This is a genomic window from Gordonia paraffinivorans NBRC 108238 (assembly GCF_000344155.1).
Lineage (GTDB): Bacteria > Actinomycetota > Actinomycetes > Mycobacteriales > Mycobacteriaceae > Gordonia > Gordonia paraffinivorans.
In genome coordinates this window covers 79,573-95,610 of record NZ_BAOQ01000017.1, presented here as the reverse complement: position 1 = coordinate 95,610, position 16,038 = coordinate 79,573, and the positions used below count along the sequence as shown (strand labels likewise).

Here is a 16,038-nt window from a genome sequence, read left to right as displayed (position 1 = left end):
ATTAACCGACTTATGCGGCAAATCGTTCAGGGCTTCACGAATCTGACTTTCTCCCGGACATTCTCGTCCCGGAATTGTCGGTATGAAATACGGCCACATTTCCCCGACGAGCACGCTGTCGCCACAGGCGCGACGATCACTCCCCGGCCCCGTGCCCGCACCCGCCCGCCGGTATGAAGAATCGGTGTCCGCACGCAGCACCGCCCACCCGTCGGCTTCGGCCCCCACCGCCGGGAGCGGACCTCTCCGTATCGTCGTGGTGGGCGCCGGTGCCGCCGGATCGCTCGTGGTCTTCCATATCGCCCGACTCGTCGCCGCCGGCAGCGCCGGCAACAGCAACACCGCCGGCAACAGCAACACCGCCGGCAGCGGCGGCGACCGGCCGTCCGTCGACGTCACGGTCGTGGACCCGCTCGACCCCGTGTCGGGCCCCGCGTTCGGGACGGCCGACGCCGCGCACCTGCTCAACGTGCCCGCGTCGGGGATGTCGGTGGTGCCCGGCGAGCGCTTCGACTTCGTGACGTGGTGCGTCGACGAGGGCCTGACGTCCCCCGACGATGCAACGTACTTCTTCGCGCCCCGGAACCGCTGGGCGCGGTACCTGCGCACCCGGCTCGACGAGGCCCGTGCCGCCACCGGCGACCGGTTGCGGGTCACGCACGTGCGCTCCACCGCGACCGGGATATCCGTCGACGCATCCGGCGTCCGGGTGACCACTGCCGACGGTTCGGCCGTCGTCGGCGACCGCCTGGTCCTGGCGACCGGACTCCCCGGCGTCGGCGACGGGTGGTCGCCGTGCGACTGAGCGATCAACCCCGCTATGTCGGCGACCCGTGGCGGCCGGGTGCCCTCGACGAGGTGCTGGCCGACGACGGCGACGTGCTCGTCATCGGCACCGGCCTCACCATGGTCGATGTCGCGATCAGCCTGCTGAGGTCCGGCGCCGACCGTCGTGTGGAGGCGATCTCCCGCAACGGGCGCCTGCCCCGCAGGCACGCCGACCGCTACCTCGGCGAGGTCGTCCCCGACATCGCGACCTGGGGCGAGAGCCTCGACGAGATCCGGGCCGCGGTCGCCACCCATGTCGCGAGGGTCGAGCGGCTCCTGGGCAACTGGCGGCCCGGCGTCGACGGGGTGCGTTACCGGGTCGCCGAGCTGTGGGGCCGGCTGGGCCACGACGATCGCACCCTGTTCGTCCGAGAACTGGCCGGGCGCTGGGGAATCCACCGGCACCGGATGCCGCCGTCGAGCGGCGTCCTCGTCGACGAGGCGCGTGCGGCGGGACGCCTGGTGATTCGCGCCGGACGCATCACCGGCGTCGAGCCGGGACCCGACGGCATCACGATTCGCACCGCCGACGACGTGCGCACCCATTCGTGGGTCGTCAACTGCACCGGGCCGCAGTCCGATCTGCGGCGCCTGGGAAACCCGGTGCTCGACTCCCTGTTCGCCAACGACCTGGCCAGGACCGACGCCCTCGGGCTCGGCCTGCTCACCGACGGCGGGCAAGTGCTCGACGCCGACGGGCGGCCCGGACCGATCTGGGCGCTCGGCTCGCTGCGCCGAGGTGAGTTGTGGGAGACCACCGCGGTCCCGGAGATCCGGGAGCAGGCGCGCGACGTGGCGGAGTCCCTCAGCGACGGGCGTCGCTGAGGGACTCCGCCACGACACGGTGATCCGTCGCGCCGGTGCTCAGGTGGCGCTGATCAACACCGCGACGCCGAGCCAGATCAGCGCCGCGACCTTCACCACCTCGATCGCCACATAGACCAGATGTGCCGAGCTGCGCGGCCCCTCGTGCCCGGCCAGCACGGCATCCGAACGCCGGGTCAGCGCGGGGCGCACCGCGACGAGCTGCACGAGCAGCGCGCCGACGGCGATCCCCGCGGCGACGGGCACGGCCGGCCCCGCCCACGAACCGACGATCACCGCGACCACGACGATGACCGCCCACACGGCCTCGGCGGCGTTGAGTGCGCGGAAGACCAGGCGGCCGATCCCCAGCCCGAGCGGGAGGGTGATCCCGGGTGCCCGGAACTTCAGCGGCGCCTCCAGGAACGAGATGGCGAGCACCATGCCGAGCCACACGAACGTGACGGCCGTGACCACCGCTCCTACGGAGCTCATCGCGCACCCGCCCGCAGGAGTTCCGGACCGAAGGTCTCGTAGTGGATGCGGGTCTCGTCGACGTCGCGGTCGAGCAGGGCGTCTCGCATCGACGTCAGGAATCCGCCGGGACCGCAGAGCATGACACGGGATTCGGGGTGGATCTCGATGTCGTCCAGCGACATCCGCCCGACCCGGATGGTGTCGGAGACGATGTGCGGCGAGGTGTTCTCATACCACTGGACCAGTCGTGCGTCGGGCAGCGAATCCACCAGTGCCGCCAGCATTCCGCGGTGCGGTTGCCGGTTGCGCGAGCGGTCGGCGTGCAGCACGGTGACCGGCCGGTCGTCCCTGCGCTCGCTCAGCGCGGTCAGCAGGCCGATGACCGGCGTGCAGCCGATGCCGGCGGAGGCGAGCAGCAACGGCGCATCGTCGTCGGGCAGGACGAGATCGCCGAACGGCGTGCTCACATCGAGGACGTCGCCTTCGAAGACGTGTTCGTGCAGGTGCTCGGACACCTCGCCGGCGAGCTTGACGCTGAACCTCCAGGTGGGCTCGGCGGGCGATCCGGTGAGGCTGTACTGACGGATCTGGCGAGCGCCGTCGGCGAGCGGCACCTGGACCGAGATGTACTGTCCCGGACGGAAACCCGGCAGGTCATCGGCGACGCCGGAGAGAGTGAGGGCGATCGTGTCCGGGGAGACCTGGGTCCGGTCGGTCACGCGTGCCTTCCGCCAGACGTCACCGGCGGGCACGCCGGCGTCGGCGTAGAGCCCGGCCTCCTCGGCGATCAGCAGATCGGCCATGTCCCAGTACAACTGATCCCACGCGTCGGCGACCTCGGGGGTGACCGCCTCGCCGAGGACGTCGACGATGGCCGCGAACAGATGCTCGTGGACGACGTCGTACTGGGCGGCCGTCACGCCGAGCGAGGCGTGCTTGTGCGCGATCCGCCCGAGGATGAACCGCTGGCGGCGGACGTCGGGCTCGAGCTGGAGCCGCGCGAAGGCGGCGATCGATCCGGCCAGGGCCTGCGGCTGCTCGCCCGACTTCTGGTGCGTCCGGTTGAAGAGGTTGTCGAGCAGGTCCGGATGCGCGGTGAACAGGCCTTCGTAGAAGCGGGGCGTGATCTGCGGGAGGGCGCCTTCGACGGCGGGCAGGGTGGCCGCGATGGTGGCACGTTGGGTGTCGGACAGCATGAGAACTCCTTTGTTCACTGCTCGTGGGTGATGACCCGGCGGTCGCCGGAAGTCTTGGGAGTGGCTACGAGTCGGCTGCCGGCATCGCGCCGGTCGAGCTCGGTCCGTCGCCGCCGGTCGGGCCCGTCGGGACCCTCGGTGACAACGACAGCAGCACGGCCGAGGTCGGCTCCTGCGCCAGCTCGGCGACGGTCAGGCCGTCGAGGCTCTCGTAGAAGGCCTGCGCCGCGCGGGCGAGCGCTCCGCGCAACCGGCAACCGTGCCGAAGCGGACACGGCTGCGGCCCCTCGCAGTCGACGACCTCCCCGTCCCCTTCGAGGGAACGGGCGAGCCGGCCCACCCGCGCCTCGCGTCCGAGTTCGGTGATGGTGAGCCCACCCGACCGTCCTCGGCGCGCGTGCACGACGCCCATCTCCGACAGCCTGCCGACGACCTTGGCGACATGCGTGTAAGGGACGGACAGTTCGGCCGCGAGGTCCTTGGTGGTGAGAACGACCGGGGCAGAGGTCTGTTCGGCAGCCACCGCAAGCCGCATCACGACCCGGAGGCCGATGTCGGTGAAGCGGGTCAGCTGCATGCCGCAAGTAAAACACAAATTGGTACTGGTGATACCAATTAATGAGACGTGTTCTGCCTCACTGCGATACCGGCGGCACGGGCGCGGGTGATCAGCGTCTTGGCGTTGTCAACGGCGGCACACCCGGGATCGTTGTTGACGTAGACGTAGACGTCGGCGTCCTCGTCGAAGACCTCCGTGAGCCGTCCGAGCCAGGCGTCGAGGGCACGCGCGCCGTAGCTCATCCGACGACGCGCGGTGCCCTCGTGGAGACGGAGGTAACCGAAGTCGGCAGTCCGCCACAGCGGGGTGAGGACCCGGTTGCGGCGGTCGGCCCAACAGAGCGCGGCATTGTGCCGGACCGGGACCTCCTCGACCCCGTCGGTCCACCAGGACTCGTGACGGGGTTCGACAGCGACGCGGACGTGGGGTGGGAAGAGCCCGAGCGTCGCCTCGAGGGCCTCGACCCGCGCCGGCAGATCGGGCGGGAGCTGGATCAGGACCGGACCGAGGCGGTCGTCGAGGCCGGCGGCGCGGGTCAGGAACCGATCGACCGGTTCCGCCGGATCGCGCAGGCGTTTGATGTGCGTGAGGTAACGGCTCATCGTCACTGCCATCCGGAAGCCGGCAGGCACGGTTTCCGCCCAGGTCTCGAACACCTGCTTCTCGGGTAGGCGGTAGAAGGTGTTGTTCACCTCGGCCGTGGTGAAGTGCCGGGCATAGAAGTCCAGCCACTGCTTCTGCGGCAGCTTCTCGGGATAGAACGCGCCGCGCCAGTCCTTGTACTGCCGGCCTGAGGTGCCGATATGGAGCACCTCGCCGATACTACGCAGATATGCCGTTGACAGACACAACGTCTTTCCGTGACCATCGTCGACGTGCTTCTGGAGATGTCGTCGCCCACCGGGCGTGAGGAGGTCGTCGGCGCCGTGCGCGCCGACGCTTGAGTGACCTGCCCCGACAGGCGCGAGTGACCGCACCGCGGCCCGCGCCGGTCGACGCGCACCCTCATTTCCTCCCACGACACCAGAGGTGTTCTCCCATGCATGCCCTCAGCGAATCCGCGATCCGCGGATCCTTCGTCAACGTGACCCTGCGCGAACGCAAGGCACTGGCACTCCCATCCGACCTCGACGAGTTGGATTGGGGGCGACTCGATTTCCTCGGCTGGCGCGATCCACGGCAGCCGCAGATCGGTTACCTCGTGATCCCCGTCGACGACGAGGCCGTGGGCGTCATGCTGCGGCTCGGCGGACGCCAGCCGCGCAACCGCCAGCTCTGCTCGTTCTGCGAGGACGTCTTCCTGCCCAGCGACGTCGCCTTCTTCAGCGCGAAGCTCGCCGGCCCCGCCGGCCGCAAGGGCGACACCATCGGCACCCTCGTCTGCTCGGACTTCGCGTGTTCGAAGCACGTCCGGATGAAGCCGCCCGCCCACATGGCCGGCTCGGACCCAGAAGCCCTTCGGCAGGAGCGGATCCTGACCCTGCAGCTTCACCTCGAGGGCTTCGCCCGGCGGGTGCTGGATCGGTAGGTCGCGGTGGATCCGGTGGTGTCCGACCCGGATTATCGGGCACGGGCGCGACCGGATCGCCCGGTCTACTCCGGTTGTGCGGCAGCGTGATCCCGCAACAGCTCCGCCAGGTGAGTCCGCGCGCGGTTGAGTCTCGACTTGATCGTCGCGACCGGAACCCCCTGATGCGCGGCGATGTCGGCGTAGCTCATGTCACCGTACTCCCGCAGGACGACGGCCTCCCGCTGGTCTTCGGACAGTCTGCCGAGCGCCTGGCGGACCGCGTCGCGCAGGGCGATCCTCTCGTCGAACCGGTCACCGCCGTCGTCGTCGACGAGCTGCACCGGCTGGTCCGGGTCGGTGAAATCGGTGCTCCGGGTGTTGGGCTTGCGCTTGCGCACCACCATGAGCGCGTTGTTCGCGGCGACGCGGTGCAGCCAGGTGGAGAACCGGGACTCGCCCCGGAACTTGTGCAGGTTCTGCCACGCCGCGACCAGCGTGTTCTGGAGCGCGTCCTCGGCGTCGTGCTGGTCGGTGCAGATGTTGAGGCACACCGCCCACACATGGGTGCGGTGCGCGCCGACGAGTTGCGCGAAGGCGCGCTGGTCGCCGTTGCGGGCGGCCAGGAGCAGGGCGGTCTCGTCGATCGCCGGTGGCGTCGTGTCCATCAGAGGTCATGACCTCCGGCGCCGGGATCGTCGCCCGGGTCGACGAGCCACACCGATCCCGACTCGGCGCCGCCGACGTCCTCTGACAGGTCCGTCCCGGCGTCGTCGATGCCGCCGAGGTCCACCGCCTCCGATTCCACACCTGCGCCGGGAACCGTCGACAGGTCGTCGGGCGCGTCGGCCGCGAGCTGCAGGCCGTCCTCGTCGGGCAGGGTGTCGTCCATCTCCGGAACGGTGTCGGGATCGGCGGTCGCGTGCGGGTCGAACGCCGCGGCGAGGGCGGCCTCCCAGACGTCCGACGGCGGCTCCGGCAGCGCCCCGGCGTCGACACCGAACGAGGCCAGGATGGCCGACTCGTCGTCGTGCATGGTCACAGCTCCAATCGTGTGCGGGAGGTCCCGCGCGGGTGTCCGACGCCGCGGCCACCGCTGAAACGATGCTACGTCCTCGACGACGGCCGTCCCGGGTCTGATGCCCGGGTCGGTCCGTGAGGTTCCACCGGCCCGTGATGTACTCGGCGAACAGGAGAGATGCGCGTTCGCGGGGGAGGATCGACGCGCCATACGGGGTCGGGGGAACCTTTCTCGCACCCGGTGGCAACAGATACCCGACACGCTCACCACCGAGTCCGAAAGGCGCCACAGCATGTCCGGGAACCCCAGTACCAGCAGCAGCACCCCTCCGTCCGCACCGAACGGCGGCCGGGTCCTCCACACCACCGACAGCGCCGGCAACCACGTGGACGTCCACTACGACGAGGACGGGAACGTGATCCTCGTCGAGGCCGACACCGACGGGGACGGGCGCGCCGACACGGCTGCCGCTCCCACCGCGGACGGGGGATCCGTCGTCGCCACCGACGACGACCGCGACGGCACCGTCGACCGGGTCGTGCACTACGACGCGTCCGGGGACCGGACCCGGGTCGACCACTACGAGGACGGCCGCCTCGTCGCGCAGACCCTGGACACCGATGGGGACGGTCGCGCCGACACGCTCCTCGAGGACACCGACCGCGACGGCTCCCCCGACACCCTGTCCGTCGACAGCAATGCCGACGGCCGGATCGACGCGGTCGCCGTCGACACCGACGCGGACGGACGCTACGACACGTTCGCCGTCGACACCGACCACGACGGCAGCGTCGACGTGCTCGGGCGCGACCTCGACGGCGACGGCCGGATCGACGTGTTCATCGACGAGGACGGCGCGTACGGCAGCGAGCCGTCGGACCCGTACAGCGGCGGCCACGCTCACGGCCACGACGACATCGACGTCTGACCGATCCCACCGGAGAGGTCTCCGTCCCCACTCGGACGATCAGTTGATCAGGCCCGAGCGGGTCAGGAAGGCGCGCGCGTCCTCCAACGAGTTGAGGTCCGACATCCTCATGACGACGCCGCTCTTGGGGTTGGCGTACCGGAACGAGTACCGCTCGGACCCCGGTGCCACCTGTGTGACCTCCGCGGCGGCCGACCGGGCTGTGTCCTCCACGAGTTCGCATCGCTCGCGATCGTCGAAACAGTAGGTGCGGTTGCGGATGTCGATGATGTCGCGGTTCGCCTCGTTGACGTCGACGTTGAAGGTGAAACTCATGATCCCCGTGAGGAATCCCTCGCCGAGTCCGGCGAGGGGACTGTCCTTGGAGATCTCGCAGCTCACCGATGTCGCGCCGTTCCCGTTCGCCCCGTTCACCCGGTTGCGCTCGCATCCGGTCAGGTAGGACTGCAGGGTGGCCGGCAGCTGACGCCGCGCCTGCTCGACGTCGGTGAGGATCGGACCCTCGTCCTCTCCCGTCGGCCACGAGTCCCGCGGGTCGGTCTCCATGGTCTCGGTCGGTGTCGACGCCTGCGGCACCGGCTCGTCGCCGCCGCGGGTGGCGGCCACGACTCCCACCACCGCCGCGACGACCGCCGCCGCGGCCACACCCGCCGCGGCGATCCGCTTCCATCGGCCCCGGGTGGCCGCGGGCTGTTGACCCCCGGACTCGGGCCGGGTGTGCCAGGACGGCATGAGCTCGGCCGGCGCGGGCACCGGGCGCGGCTGCGTCGGCGCCGAGTCGGCCAGCACGGTCAACAGGGCGCCCTGGGCCACAACGGTCTTCGGATCGTCGAGGGTCGCCACCGGACCGACCTCCCCGAGGCGTCGCTGGACGAGCGGGATCCTCGACGACCCGCCCGTCAGGTACAGCGCCGTGAGCTGACCGGGGTGGGTCAGGCCGGCATCGGCGAACGTCGCACGGGTCAGATGCAGCGCAGCCTCGACCGCGGGGCTGATGAGTTCGTCGAACTCGTCACGCGTGATCTGCAGGGTGATCCGTCCTGCCGGTCCGGGCACGGTGATGGTGGCCGACGGTGTCTCCGACAGCAACTCCTTCGCCTGCTGCACCGATGCCTGGAGCGCCTGGACGGCGTCGATCGGCGCCCCGCGACGCAGCCAGGACGCATGGTCGGGGTCCCGGTCGGCGACGCGATCCTCCACCCAGCGCTGCAGCAGCGCATCGAAGTTCTTGCCGCCCAGGCCGTTGTCGCCGCGCGCGGCGATCACGCGGAAGCCGTTCGTGTCGGTCACCTCGAGAACCGCCACGTCGAGGGTGCCGCCGCCGAAGTCGAACACCGCGATCCGCGCGCCGTGCTGGAGTGCGTGGGAGCGCGAGTAGTGTCCCGCCGCCGCGCGCGGCTCGGAGACGGTGGTGATCCGCTCGCGCGGGATTCCGGCGGCCATCGCGGCGTCGACCAGCACCTGGATCTGCCGGGGCGCCCACGCCTCCGGGTGTGTGAGGACGACCCGGTCGGGCATGACGCCGGCATGTGCGGCGAGACCGCGACCGACGATGGCGCGCATCACCGCCGCCACCAGTGCGGATGTCGGCACGTCGAACCCGTTCGCCCGGACGCCCGGCTGCTGTCCGATGAGCCGCTTGGGTGAGGCGCAGAACCCGGCCGGGTTCTGCGCGGCGGCGTTGAGCGCCGCCGCCCCGACCAGGATGCCGGCGGGCCCGTCGACGAACACCGCCGACGGCATCAGGTTGCTCGTGTGACTCAGCGACAGTGCCTCGATGCTGCCGCTGGTGGCGCCGGAGTGCGCGGCCGCCGAGTTGGAGGTGCCGAAATCGATGGCCAGAGACCACGTGTGGGATGCAGCTGTCATGGCGTGGGGATGTTCCTCGGTGGCTGGTGGCCTGTGGCCAACATCGTGTAGATCCGGATGAGGGTGACCAGCGCGGCGTCCTCGGCGGCCGAGCGGGTCGCGAGCGTGCGCTGTTGCGCGGCCGCGAGGAGTCGCTGTGCCCGGACGGCGATCTCCCCCGGCGGGGTGGTCTCCGCGAGGCCGACCCGGCCTGCCGGTCCGGTCGCGGTGAGGATCGTGCGCAACTCGTCGGTCACCGGCGACTGCGGGTCGGTGTCGAGCATGCGCTGATAGTCCTCGAGGACGGTCACCGGCAGCAGCGCGGGATCGGCGCGCAGGGTCGCCGCGATGGTCCGGATGTGGTCGCGCGCAGGATGGTCGAAGGCCAGCCGGTCGAGGCGGGCCAGGATGCGGTGCGCCCGGTGGAGGACGGCGAACCGCGTGGTCGAGGCCCGGAGTGCGCGACGCAGCGCGGCCAGGCCGGAGCGATCCGCCAGCCAGGCGTTCAGCGCGGCCGCCCCTCCGCCCGCCGCGATCCCGCGACCGTTGAGCACCCCGTACTCCCCCAGCAGGCCGAGGAGCTCGACCCGCTCCGCGGGCGGGATCGGACCGGCCGCGGGATCGGCGGAGTCGAAGATGCGCAGCACGTCCAGCCGGCCCACACCGTGCAACCGCGCCAGCGACGCGGCGTGACGTTCGGTCAGCATCCCGGTGTGACTGGTCTGCGCCATCAGTCCCGACACCGGGACGACCTCGCTGACGACATCGCCGAGGCGGGCGGCCAGCCGCACCGCGTGCTGTCGTGCGTGATCGAGCGGATCTCTTCTGCCCCAGGCACCCTCGCCGAAGGAATCGGCACGCGAGAGGACCCCCAGCGTGGTCAGCGGGGTGAACGGCAGACGGTTGAGGAACTCGATCTCGTCCGCGCGGGGCGCGGCGTCGAACAGGAAGACCGCGGCGTCGGCGTCGACCGACGCGCTCCGGGTCTGCTCGAAGCCGTCGATCGTCACACGGCGGGTCGCCGCGTCGTTGGCCACGGTCAGGGTCGACAGGCCGGGGGTGTCGATCAGCGTCTGTTCGCGCAGCGCCGCCGACGGGAGCCACCGGTCGACATAGGCGATGTCGCCTGCGAACAAGGGGGATTCGACGCCGCTGGCCGGCCCCAGGGCGGCGGGTCGACGGGTGCCGTCGAGGCCGACGACCTCGGCCCGCGACGGCGCACCGTCCTGGTAGACGGTGACCACGTTGGTCGCCTCCAGCGCCGCGGTCTCGGCCACCGGCGCCCCGATCAGCGCGTTCACCAGCGTCGACTTACCCGCCTTGAGGCGGCCGACGACCACGACACGGGGTGGGGACCAGAGAATGGCTCCGATCGAATTCGCTTGTGCGACACAGTCACCGCCCAGGGCGGCCAGCTGACGCAGCCCGCGGTCGAGCGCGACGTGGATGGGATCGTTCGACGCGGTCACGTGGGATCGCCCCCGCTCAGGATCGTCTCGGCGGCGACGATGCGCTTGTCGACGATGGCCAGATTCGAGGTGAGCCGTTGCGTCGTCTTCTGCCGGGCGGCGGCCGACGCGGCGGCGGCCTCCTGCACCTCGTTGATCGTCGTCTGCAACTGCTCGATGCCGGTGCGCAGGTGGTCGCGGTAGTGGATGACGATCTCCGGTCGCGCCTGCGCGACCGCGCTGTCGAGCAGGCGATTGGTCGCGGTCTTGGTGGTCGCGAGCGTTTCCCGCAGCCAGGACAGAAGGTTGGTCTTGCCCGCCCGGATCGCCCGGAAGCTCAGGTTCACCCCCACCCACACGGTGCCGACGACGATGCCCACGCCGAGCAACGCCGACAACCCGAGAAGCCCTCCGAGAGTGGACGATCCGACGACGCCCATCGTCAACAGCGTCGGGTCGAGGAGGCCTTGCGTCTTGCTCGCGACCTGGTGGGTCTCGATCCTCTTGTCCTGCAACGAGTTCACGATCCGACTGCTCACCTCGGCCCACACCGTCGGGTCGTCGGCGAAGCGGGGTGCGACGACGACGTCGTGCAACCGCCGCAGGAAGCCGGTCAGGGTCTCGGCCATCGCCATCTGCAGGTCGGCCTGCATGTCGGCGGCGAACTTCTGTTCACTCCGACGCAGCACCTCCATGCCGTTCTTGTTGATGTGGGTCGTCCACTTGTCGCGGATCGCGTCGAGCCGACGCTCGAGGTCGTCGATCGCCTCCTGTCGCAGGAGGGTCAGATCGCGGGCGAGATACTGCTCCCATTGACGGGACTGGGCCTGCAGTTCGGTGAGGCGGTCACGTTCGGCCGTGAGATCCGGGAGCGCGGCCTCGCCGGCCTCGACCGCCGCGAGTTCGTCCGCGATGGACGCACGCACCACGCGCAGTCCTTCCAGACAGGTACGCACCGCGTCGATGTGCGGCGAGGCGACCGCCCGGTCGAGGCGGGTGACGACGGCGTCGCGTAGTTCGGTGATCCCCGAGTCGGCTTCCAGACGGTCGCGCAGGCCGGGGTCGGGGCTCTCGGCGCCGAGGACGGCGAGAAGGCTCGACACCCCGATCACCGGGACCTCCCGGCCCAGGTGCTCGGCGATGAGCCGCCGGTTCTCGACGACGACCTCCCGCCAGCGGCCGAGGTTCTTGTCGGTCTTGGTCACGGCGACCACGACCGCATCGACCGTCGACCCCGCCTGCCGGACGAACTCCATCTCGGGCGCGGTGATCGGGGACGAGGCATCGCACACCAGCACCAGCACACAGGCCTGCCGGGTGGACTCGGACGCGAGCTTCGCCAGGCCGGGGTCGAGTCCACCGACGCCGGGCGTGTCGACGAGGGTGACGTCGGCGACCCGCGCGTCCCGGAGGGCGATGGCCGCGGCCGTGGGCAACTCGTCGACGGTCCGGTCGCGCACCTTCTGCCCGTCGACGGTGACCCAGTCGGCCAGTTCCGCCGGCGAGACCGGCCGCGGCCCGGACGGAAAGTACAGTTCGGCGCGCTCGGCGTCGGCCTCCGGCCCGGCGGTCACCGACACCGTGACCGAGGAGGTCACGTCGACCCCGACCGGACAGAGGTCGCGACGACCCACCAGCGCGTTGACCAGGGAACTCTTGCCCCGCTGGACCTCTCCGGCGACGACGACGATGCGCTTCGGCCGTCGGTTCAGCCGGTCCTCGGCCAGATCGGCGACCGCGTCCTTCTGGTATGCGCGCAACACCTTGACGGCATCGGCGACGACCGTCCGCGCGGACTCGGGGACCGATGCGAGCGGCGCGCTCATGCGATGCGCCGCCCTGCGGCGCCACCGCCACCACCCCACCCGGTCATGCGATCATGCTGATCGACCGGACGCCTGAGCGCAAAAAAGGGGCCGACGCGTCTCCCCCAGCCAGTCCTCCGAACAGAGGACGCGAGTGCCGGTGACCGCCCGATGGTCGGGGCGCGGCGGACCGGCTGGGCGACCGGCGGACATCCGGCACTATCCTGCATTCACCACAGAATCGTGCAGATTCGGTCTCGGGGGAACCAGCGGGGGTTCGCGCGGCAACACATCCGGTGAGAAACATCGATGAACGCCGCCGCTCGGAGGAACTCTCCGCGGGGCAGGGCTGCAGGGGAGGACTCCGAGATGAAAGATTGGCGCCCGATCGTCGCCGTGGCGACGGCGGCCCTGGTGGTCGCCGGGACCGCGGCATGCACCACCGACGGCCAACCGGTCCCCTCCGCGAAGGACGCCGAGGCCGCGACGTCCTCCGTCGATCTCGCCGCGCTCGACACCGGCGACTACCCGACGGAGCCGCGGCCGCCGTTCGACTACCCCGCCGACGACGCCGAGTTCCTCCGCGTGGAGGGCCAGCGGATGGGCCAGTTCATCATCCCTCCGTTCGAGCTCGCACCCGACGTGACGCAGCCGAACGCCCTCTTCACGGCCCCCATCGCCAGCCGCGCGGCGCTCGGCGTGCTCTTCGGCGAGGGTGCCGCGACCATCCCCGCGAACGAGCGGTTCCTCGGCGGGTTCTCGACGAGTGCCCGGACGCCGGCGAGCGGACCGCGGGAACAGCGCAATCTCCAGATCGTCGTCCTGCGCTACCTGACCCCCGGAGATGCCCGGGCCGCCGTGGACCAACTCGCCCGGATCACCTCGCGGGACTGGAACAACGCGCCGATCACGCCGCTGCAGGGAGTCCCGGGCGGCGTCTTCCTCAACGCCGTGTCGCCCGGCCACGGCGGACATCACGCGGCCGGCTACACCCAGCGCGACGTGTACGCGGTCTACGCGTGGACGAGGGTGAGCACCGCGGAGGCGGCGGCGCAGTCGGAGTCGCTGATCCGCACCGCGCTGACCCGACAGGCCGATCTGATCTCGAAGTTCCCCCGCACGCCGTCGGCCCAGGACAACAGGAACATGGGTCGGGCCCCGGTGGCGGGCCGGCCCCGCATGGACGAGAACAAGATCCTCATCTACGCGCTCCCCTACTCCGACCAGGAGATCGCCGAGAAGAAGACCGGACTCAACCCGTTGGCCGTCCGTGCCGTCTACGGTCCTCGCGGACTCGCGCACTTCGCGGCCGACCCGCCCATGACCCTCAACGCAGCCGAGCGGGCCGGTTCCCTCGCGACCGCCGTCGACCGCTCGATCGTCTTCCGGGCCGAGACCCCGGAGAAGGCCGAGGAGTACCTGATGCCCAAGGCGGACGACTCGGACAGCACCACCGCCATCGCCCCGCCGCCCGGACTCCCCGCCGCACGGTGCGAGGCCACCCCCACCGGGGGCGACCGGACCGCGTACCAGTGCGCGGTCCAGGTGGGGCGATACGTCGCGATTTTGGGCTCGTCGAGCAAACGCGACGTCTACCAGCAGACCTCGGCGCAGTACCTGATCCTCACCAAGGCCGATCAGAACGCCAACTAGGAGCGGGGAGTGGGGCATCGGCGTCGGGAGCCGCAGCGGTCGCGCCCGCGACGTGGCCGGCTCGCCGGTGTTCCGCTCCGCCAGCGCGGGTAGGAGCGGTGAGCTCGTCGAGAAGCCGGCGACGGCGACAGGGAGGCGGCCCAGCAACAGATCCCGCGCCGGTATCCGATCCGGGCGACCGCCGATCAGCCGGCAGTGGACGACGCCTCGTCCTCCCGCGGCGCCGGCGGACGCCAAACGAAAAAGACCAGATCGCTTGTCCGCGATCCGGTCTCGTCCGGTGAGCTTGCGCTCTCGGTGGGCGAAGGGGGACTTGAACCCCCACGTCCCGAAGGACACTGGCACCTGAAGCCAGCGCGTCTGCCATTCCGCCACTCGCCCGTGGCCGCCGGTCTCCCGGCGAGCATGTCGTCGGATGTTTTCCTCCAACGCCTGGACGACGATAACAGCACTCCGCCGTCGATTCAAAACCGGGTGGGCGGACCGGCTCCGGCACCGCCGGTGAGCTGGGAACCGACAGATCCAGGGAGAGACTGGCCACAGTGCTGGTACAGGTGTTACACACGGTGCACCAGTTGTCGTGGTGGCACAGTTGTCCTTTCTTGTCGCTATCATCAAACAAGGCCAGATGCACGGCGACACGCTCGTCCAGCCCGCGAAAGGAGGTCTCGGTGGGGATACTGCAACGGATCGAACGCAAGCTCGAGGGCGCCGTCGACGACGGATTCGCTCGGGTCTTCGGTGGTCAGGTCGCCCCGCAGGAGATCGAACACGGACTGCAGCGTGAAGCCGAGGAGTCGCTGGAGAACCTCGGCGACGGCGCGATCCTTGCGGCGAACAGCTACACACTGCTCCTGAGCCCGTCCGACCACGAGCACATCGCCGCGGAATACGAACTGAACCGCAAGACCTTCTCGAAGCATCTGGAACACTTCATCAAGGACAACGGTTGGCAGACCTACGGCCAGGTGGTCGTAGAGTTCGAACAATCGCCGACCCTGCACACCGGGATCTTCCGTGTCCGCGGGGCGGTCAACCCGGATGCGCGGCCCCGACCGGTGCCGTCACGTCCGGGACACGACGCCCCGCCCCCGAAGGCCCCGCACCACCCTGCCGGACAGCCGGCCCCGAATCCTCTCCAGGCCAACCCAGACCAAGGAGCCCCGAACATGACTCAGAACCCCGGATACGACCAGCGCAGGGGCGCCGATCCCGCCTACGACCAGGCAGCCTACGACCAGCAGGCGTATGACCAGCAGGGTTACGACCAGTACGGTCGGCAGGGCTACGACCAGCAGCAGCCCGCGTACGAGCAGGGCGGCTACGAGCAGCAGGGCTACGGACAGCAGCCGGCCTACGACCAGGGGTACGGCCAGCAGGGCTATGGCCAGGGGTACGGCCAGCAGGGCTACGAGCAGCAGGGCTATGGCCAGCAGCCCGGTTATGGTCAGCAGCCCGGCTACGACCAGGGCTACGGCCAGCAGCCCGGTTACGACTACCAGCAGGGTTACGGCCAGCAGGGCTATGACCAGGGCTACGGCCAGCAGCCCGGTTACGACCAGGGCTACGGCCAGCAGGGCTACGGCCAGCAGCCGGCGGGCTACGACTATCAGGGCGGCTACGACCAGGGTTACGGACGCCCGGCCGGCGGCTACGCGCCGACGACGATCACCCTCTACCTGGAGGACGGCAGCAACCGCACCTTCCAGCTCCACGAGGGCTCCAACGTGATCGGGCGCGGCCAGGACGCGCAGTTCCGTCTTCCCGACACCGGTGTCTCGCGCCGGCACGTCGAGATCCGCTGGGACGGCACCACCGCGCTGCTCACCGACCTCAACTCGACCAACGGCACCACCGTCAACGATCTGCAGGTCAACACCTGGGAGCTCGCCGACGGCGACCGCATCCGGGTCGGCCACTCGGACATCACCGTCCGGTTCTCCTAGGCGACACCGCTGCCGGGA

At 70.3% G+C, this 16,038-nt stretch carries 15 protein-coding genes and 1 tRNA gene; 6 read left to right on the top strand and 10 right to left on the bottom strand.

What is annotated here, in order from left to right; genetic code table 11:
- Positions 1-184: 184 nt before the first annotated feature.
- On the top strand, positions 185-805 hold the full coding sequence (locus tag GP2_RS22110; protein ID WP_006900284.1) for an FAD/NAD(P)-binding protein: 621 nt from the start codon (positions 185-187) through the stop codon (positions 803-805).
- Positions 796-1,653, top strand: a complete 858-nt coding sequence (locus GP2_RS22105; protein ID WP_006900283.1) for an FAD/NAD(P)-binding protein — start codon at positions 796-798, stop codon at positions 1,651-1,653. The genes GP2_RS22110 and GP2_RS22105 overlap by 10 nt, the downstream gene beginning before the upstream one ends.
- 39 nt (positions 1,654-1,692) lie before the next feature.
- Here the strand turns inward: GP2_RS22105 and GP2_RS09490 are convergent, their stop codons facing one another.
- The 4 genes from GP2_RS09490 to GP2_RS09475 all read right to left on the bottom strand — a co-directional run bounded on the left by GP2_RS09490 (position 1,693) and on the right by GP2_RS09475 (position 4,676).
- The gene (locus tag GP2_RS09490) at positions 1,693-2,127 is read right to left on the bottom strand and encodes a hypothetical protein (protein ID WP_040526698.1); all 435 of its coding nucleotides are present in this window, start codon (positions 2,125-2,127) and stop codon (positions 1,693-1,695) included.
- Positions 2,124-3,305 (bottom strand): globin domain-containing protein, encoded by a 1,182-nt coding sequence (locus tag GP2_RS09485; protein ID WP_006900281.1) that lies wholly within the window; start codon positions 3,303-3,305, stop codon positions 2,124-2,126. Before GP2_RS09485 ends, GP2_RS09490 begins: the two co-directional genes overlap by 4 nt.
- Before the next feature lie 64 nt (positions 3,306-3,369).
- Entirely contained in the window at positions 3,370-3,882 is a 513-nt protein-coding gene (locus GP2_RS09480; RefSeq protein ID WP_006900280.1) for an RrF2 family transcriptional regulator, read from the bottom strand.
- Between the two features lie 38 nt (positions 3,883-3,920).
- Complete coding sequence (locus GP2_RS09475) at positions 3,921-4,676, bottom strand: DUF72 domain-containing protein (RefSeq protein WP_006900279.1); 756 nt, start codon at positions 4,674-4,676, stop codon at positions 3,921-3,923.
- A 227-nt stretch (positions 4,677-4,903) separates the two neighbouring features.
- Here GP2_RS09475 and GP2_RS09470 point away from each other — a divergent pair, with 227 nt between their 5' ends.
- The gene (locus GP2_RS09470) at positions 4,904-5,392 is read left to right on the top strand and encodes an FBP domain-containing protein (protein WP_006900278.1); all 489 of its coding nucleotides are present in this window, start codon (positions 4,904-4,906) and stop codon (positions 5,390-5,392) included.
- A 65-nt stretch (positions 5,393-5,457) separates the two neighbouring features.
- On the opposite strand, the gene GP2_RS09465 is transcribed toward GP2_RS09470, so the two are convergent.
- Both GP2_RS09465 and GP2_RS20935 read right to left on the bottom strand, forming a co-directional pair.
- Positions 5,458-6,039, bottom strand: a complete 582-nt coding sequence (locus GP2_RS09465; protein WP_006900277.1) for an RNA polymerase sigma factor — start codon at positions 6,037-6,039, stop codon at positions 5,458-5,460.
- Entirely contained in the window at positions 6,039-6,413 is a 375-nt protein-coding gene (locus GP2_RS20935) for a hypothetical protein (RefSeq protein WP_051997199.1), read from the bottom strand. The genes GP2_RS09465 and GP2_RS20935 overlap by 1 nt, the downstream gene beginning before the upstream one ends.
- A 271-nt stretch (positions 6,414-6,684) precedes the next feature.
- Here GP2_RS20935 and GP2_RS09455 point away from each other — a divergent pair, with 271 nt between their 5' ends.
- The gene (locus GP2_RS09455; RefSeq protein WP_006900275.1) at positions 6,685-7,320 is read left to right on the top strand and encodes a hypothetical protein; all 636 of its coding nucleotides are present in this window, start codon (positions 6,685-6,687) and stop codon (positions 7,318-7,320) included.
- 39 nt (positions 7,321-7,359) lie between these two features.
- On the opposite strand, the gene GP2_RS09450 is transcribed toward GP2_RS09455, so the two are convergent.
- Genes GP2_RS09450 through GP2_RS09440 form a run of 3 tightly spaced genes read right to left on the bottom strand, consistent with a single transcriptional unit; the run spans position 7,360 to position 12,442 of the window.
- Complete coding sequence (locus tag GP2_RS09450; protein ID WP_006900274.1) at positions 7,360-9,189, bottom strand: Hsp70 family protein; 1,830 nt, start codon at positions 9,187-9,189, stop codon at positions 7,360-7,362.
- On the bottom strand, positions 9,186-10,637 hold the full coding sequence (locus tag GP2_RS09445) for a GTPase (protein WP_006900273.1): 1,452 nt from the start codon (positions 10,635-10,637) through the stop codon (positions 9,186-9,188). The genes GP2_RS09450 and GP2_RS09445 overlap by 4 nt, the downstream gene beginning before the upstream one ends.
- Complete coding sequence (locus GP2_RS09440) at positions 10,634-12,442, bottom strand: dynamin family protein (RefSeq protein ID WP_006900272.1); 1,809 nt, start codon at positions 12,440-12,442, stop codon at positions 10,634-10,636. Before GP2_RS09440 ends, GP2_RS09445 begins: the two co-directional genes overlap by 4 nt.
- Positions 12,443-12,790: 348 nt before the next feature.
- Here GP2_RS09440 and GP2_RS09435 point away from each other — a divergent pair, with 348 nt between their 5' ends.
- Positions 12,791-14,074 (top strand): DUF7373 family lipoprotein, encoded by a 1,284-nt coding sequence (locus GP2_RS09435; protein ID WP_051997198.1) that lies wholly within the window; start codon positions 12,791-12,793, stop codon positions 14,072-14,074.
- Between the two features lie 298 nt (positions 14,075-14,372).
- Here the strand turns inward: GP2_RS09435 and GP2_RS09430 are convergent.
- Positions 14,373-14,455 (bottom strand) — tRNA-Leu (locus tag GP2_RS09430).
- Positions 14,456-14,745: 290 nt separating this feature from the next.
- On the opposite strand from GP2_RS09430, the gene GP2_RS09425 reads away from it, so the two are divergent.
- Complete coding sequence (locus GP2_RS09425; RefSeq protein ID WP_006900270.1) at positions 14,746-16,020, top strand: FHA domain-containing protein; 1,275 nt, start codon at positions 14,746-14,748, stop codon at positions 16,018-16,020.
- Positions 16,021-16,038 lie beyond the last annotated feature (18 nt).

Coding starts and splice junctions, on each gene's coding strand:
- GP2_RS09450 (WP_006900274.1), bottom strand. CDS start 9,189: ATGACAGCTGCATCCCACACGTGGTCTCTGGCCATCGATTTCGGCACC.
- GP2_RS09435 (WP_051997198.1), top strand. CDS start 12,791: ATGAAAGATTGGCGCCCGATCGTCGCCGTGGCGACGGCGGCCCTGGTG.
- GP2_RS09490 (WP_040526698.1), bottom strand. CDS start 2,127: ATGAGCTCCGTAGGAGCGGTGGTCACGGCCGTCACGTTCGTGTGGCTC.
- GP2_RS09480 (WP_006900280.1), bottom strand. CDS start 3,882: ATGCAGCTGACCCGCTTCACCGACATCGGCCTCCGGGTCGTGATGCGG.
- GP2_RS09440 (WP_006900272.1), bottom strand. CDS start 12,442: ATGAGCGCGCCGCTCGCATCGGTCCCCGAGTCCGCGCGGACGGTCGTC.
- GP2_RS09470 (WP_006900278.1), top strand. CDS start 4,904: ATGCATGCCCTCAGCGAATCCGCGATCCGCGGATCCTTCGTCAACGTG.
- GP2_RS09485 (WP_006900281.1), bottom strand. CDS start 3,305: ATGCTGTCCGACACCCAACGTGCCACCATCGCGGCCACCCTGCCCGCC.
- GP2_RS09455 (WP_006900275.1), top strand. CDS start 6,685: ATGTCCGGGAACCCCAGTACCAGCAGCAGCACCCCTCCGTCCGCACCG.
- GP2_RS09465 (WP_006900277.1), bottom strand. CDS start 6,039: ATGGACACGACGCCACCGGCGATCGACGAGACCGCCCTGCTCCTGGCC.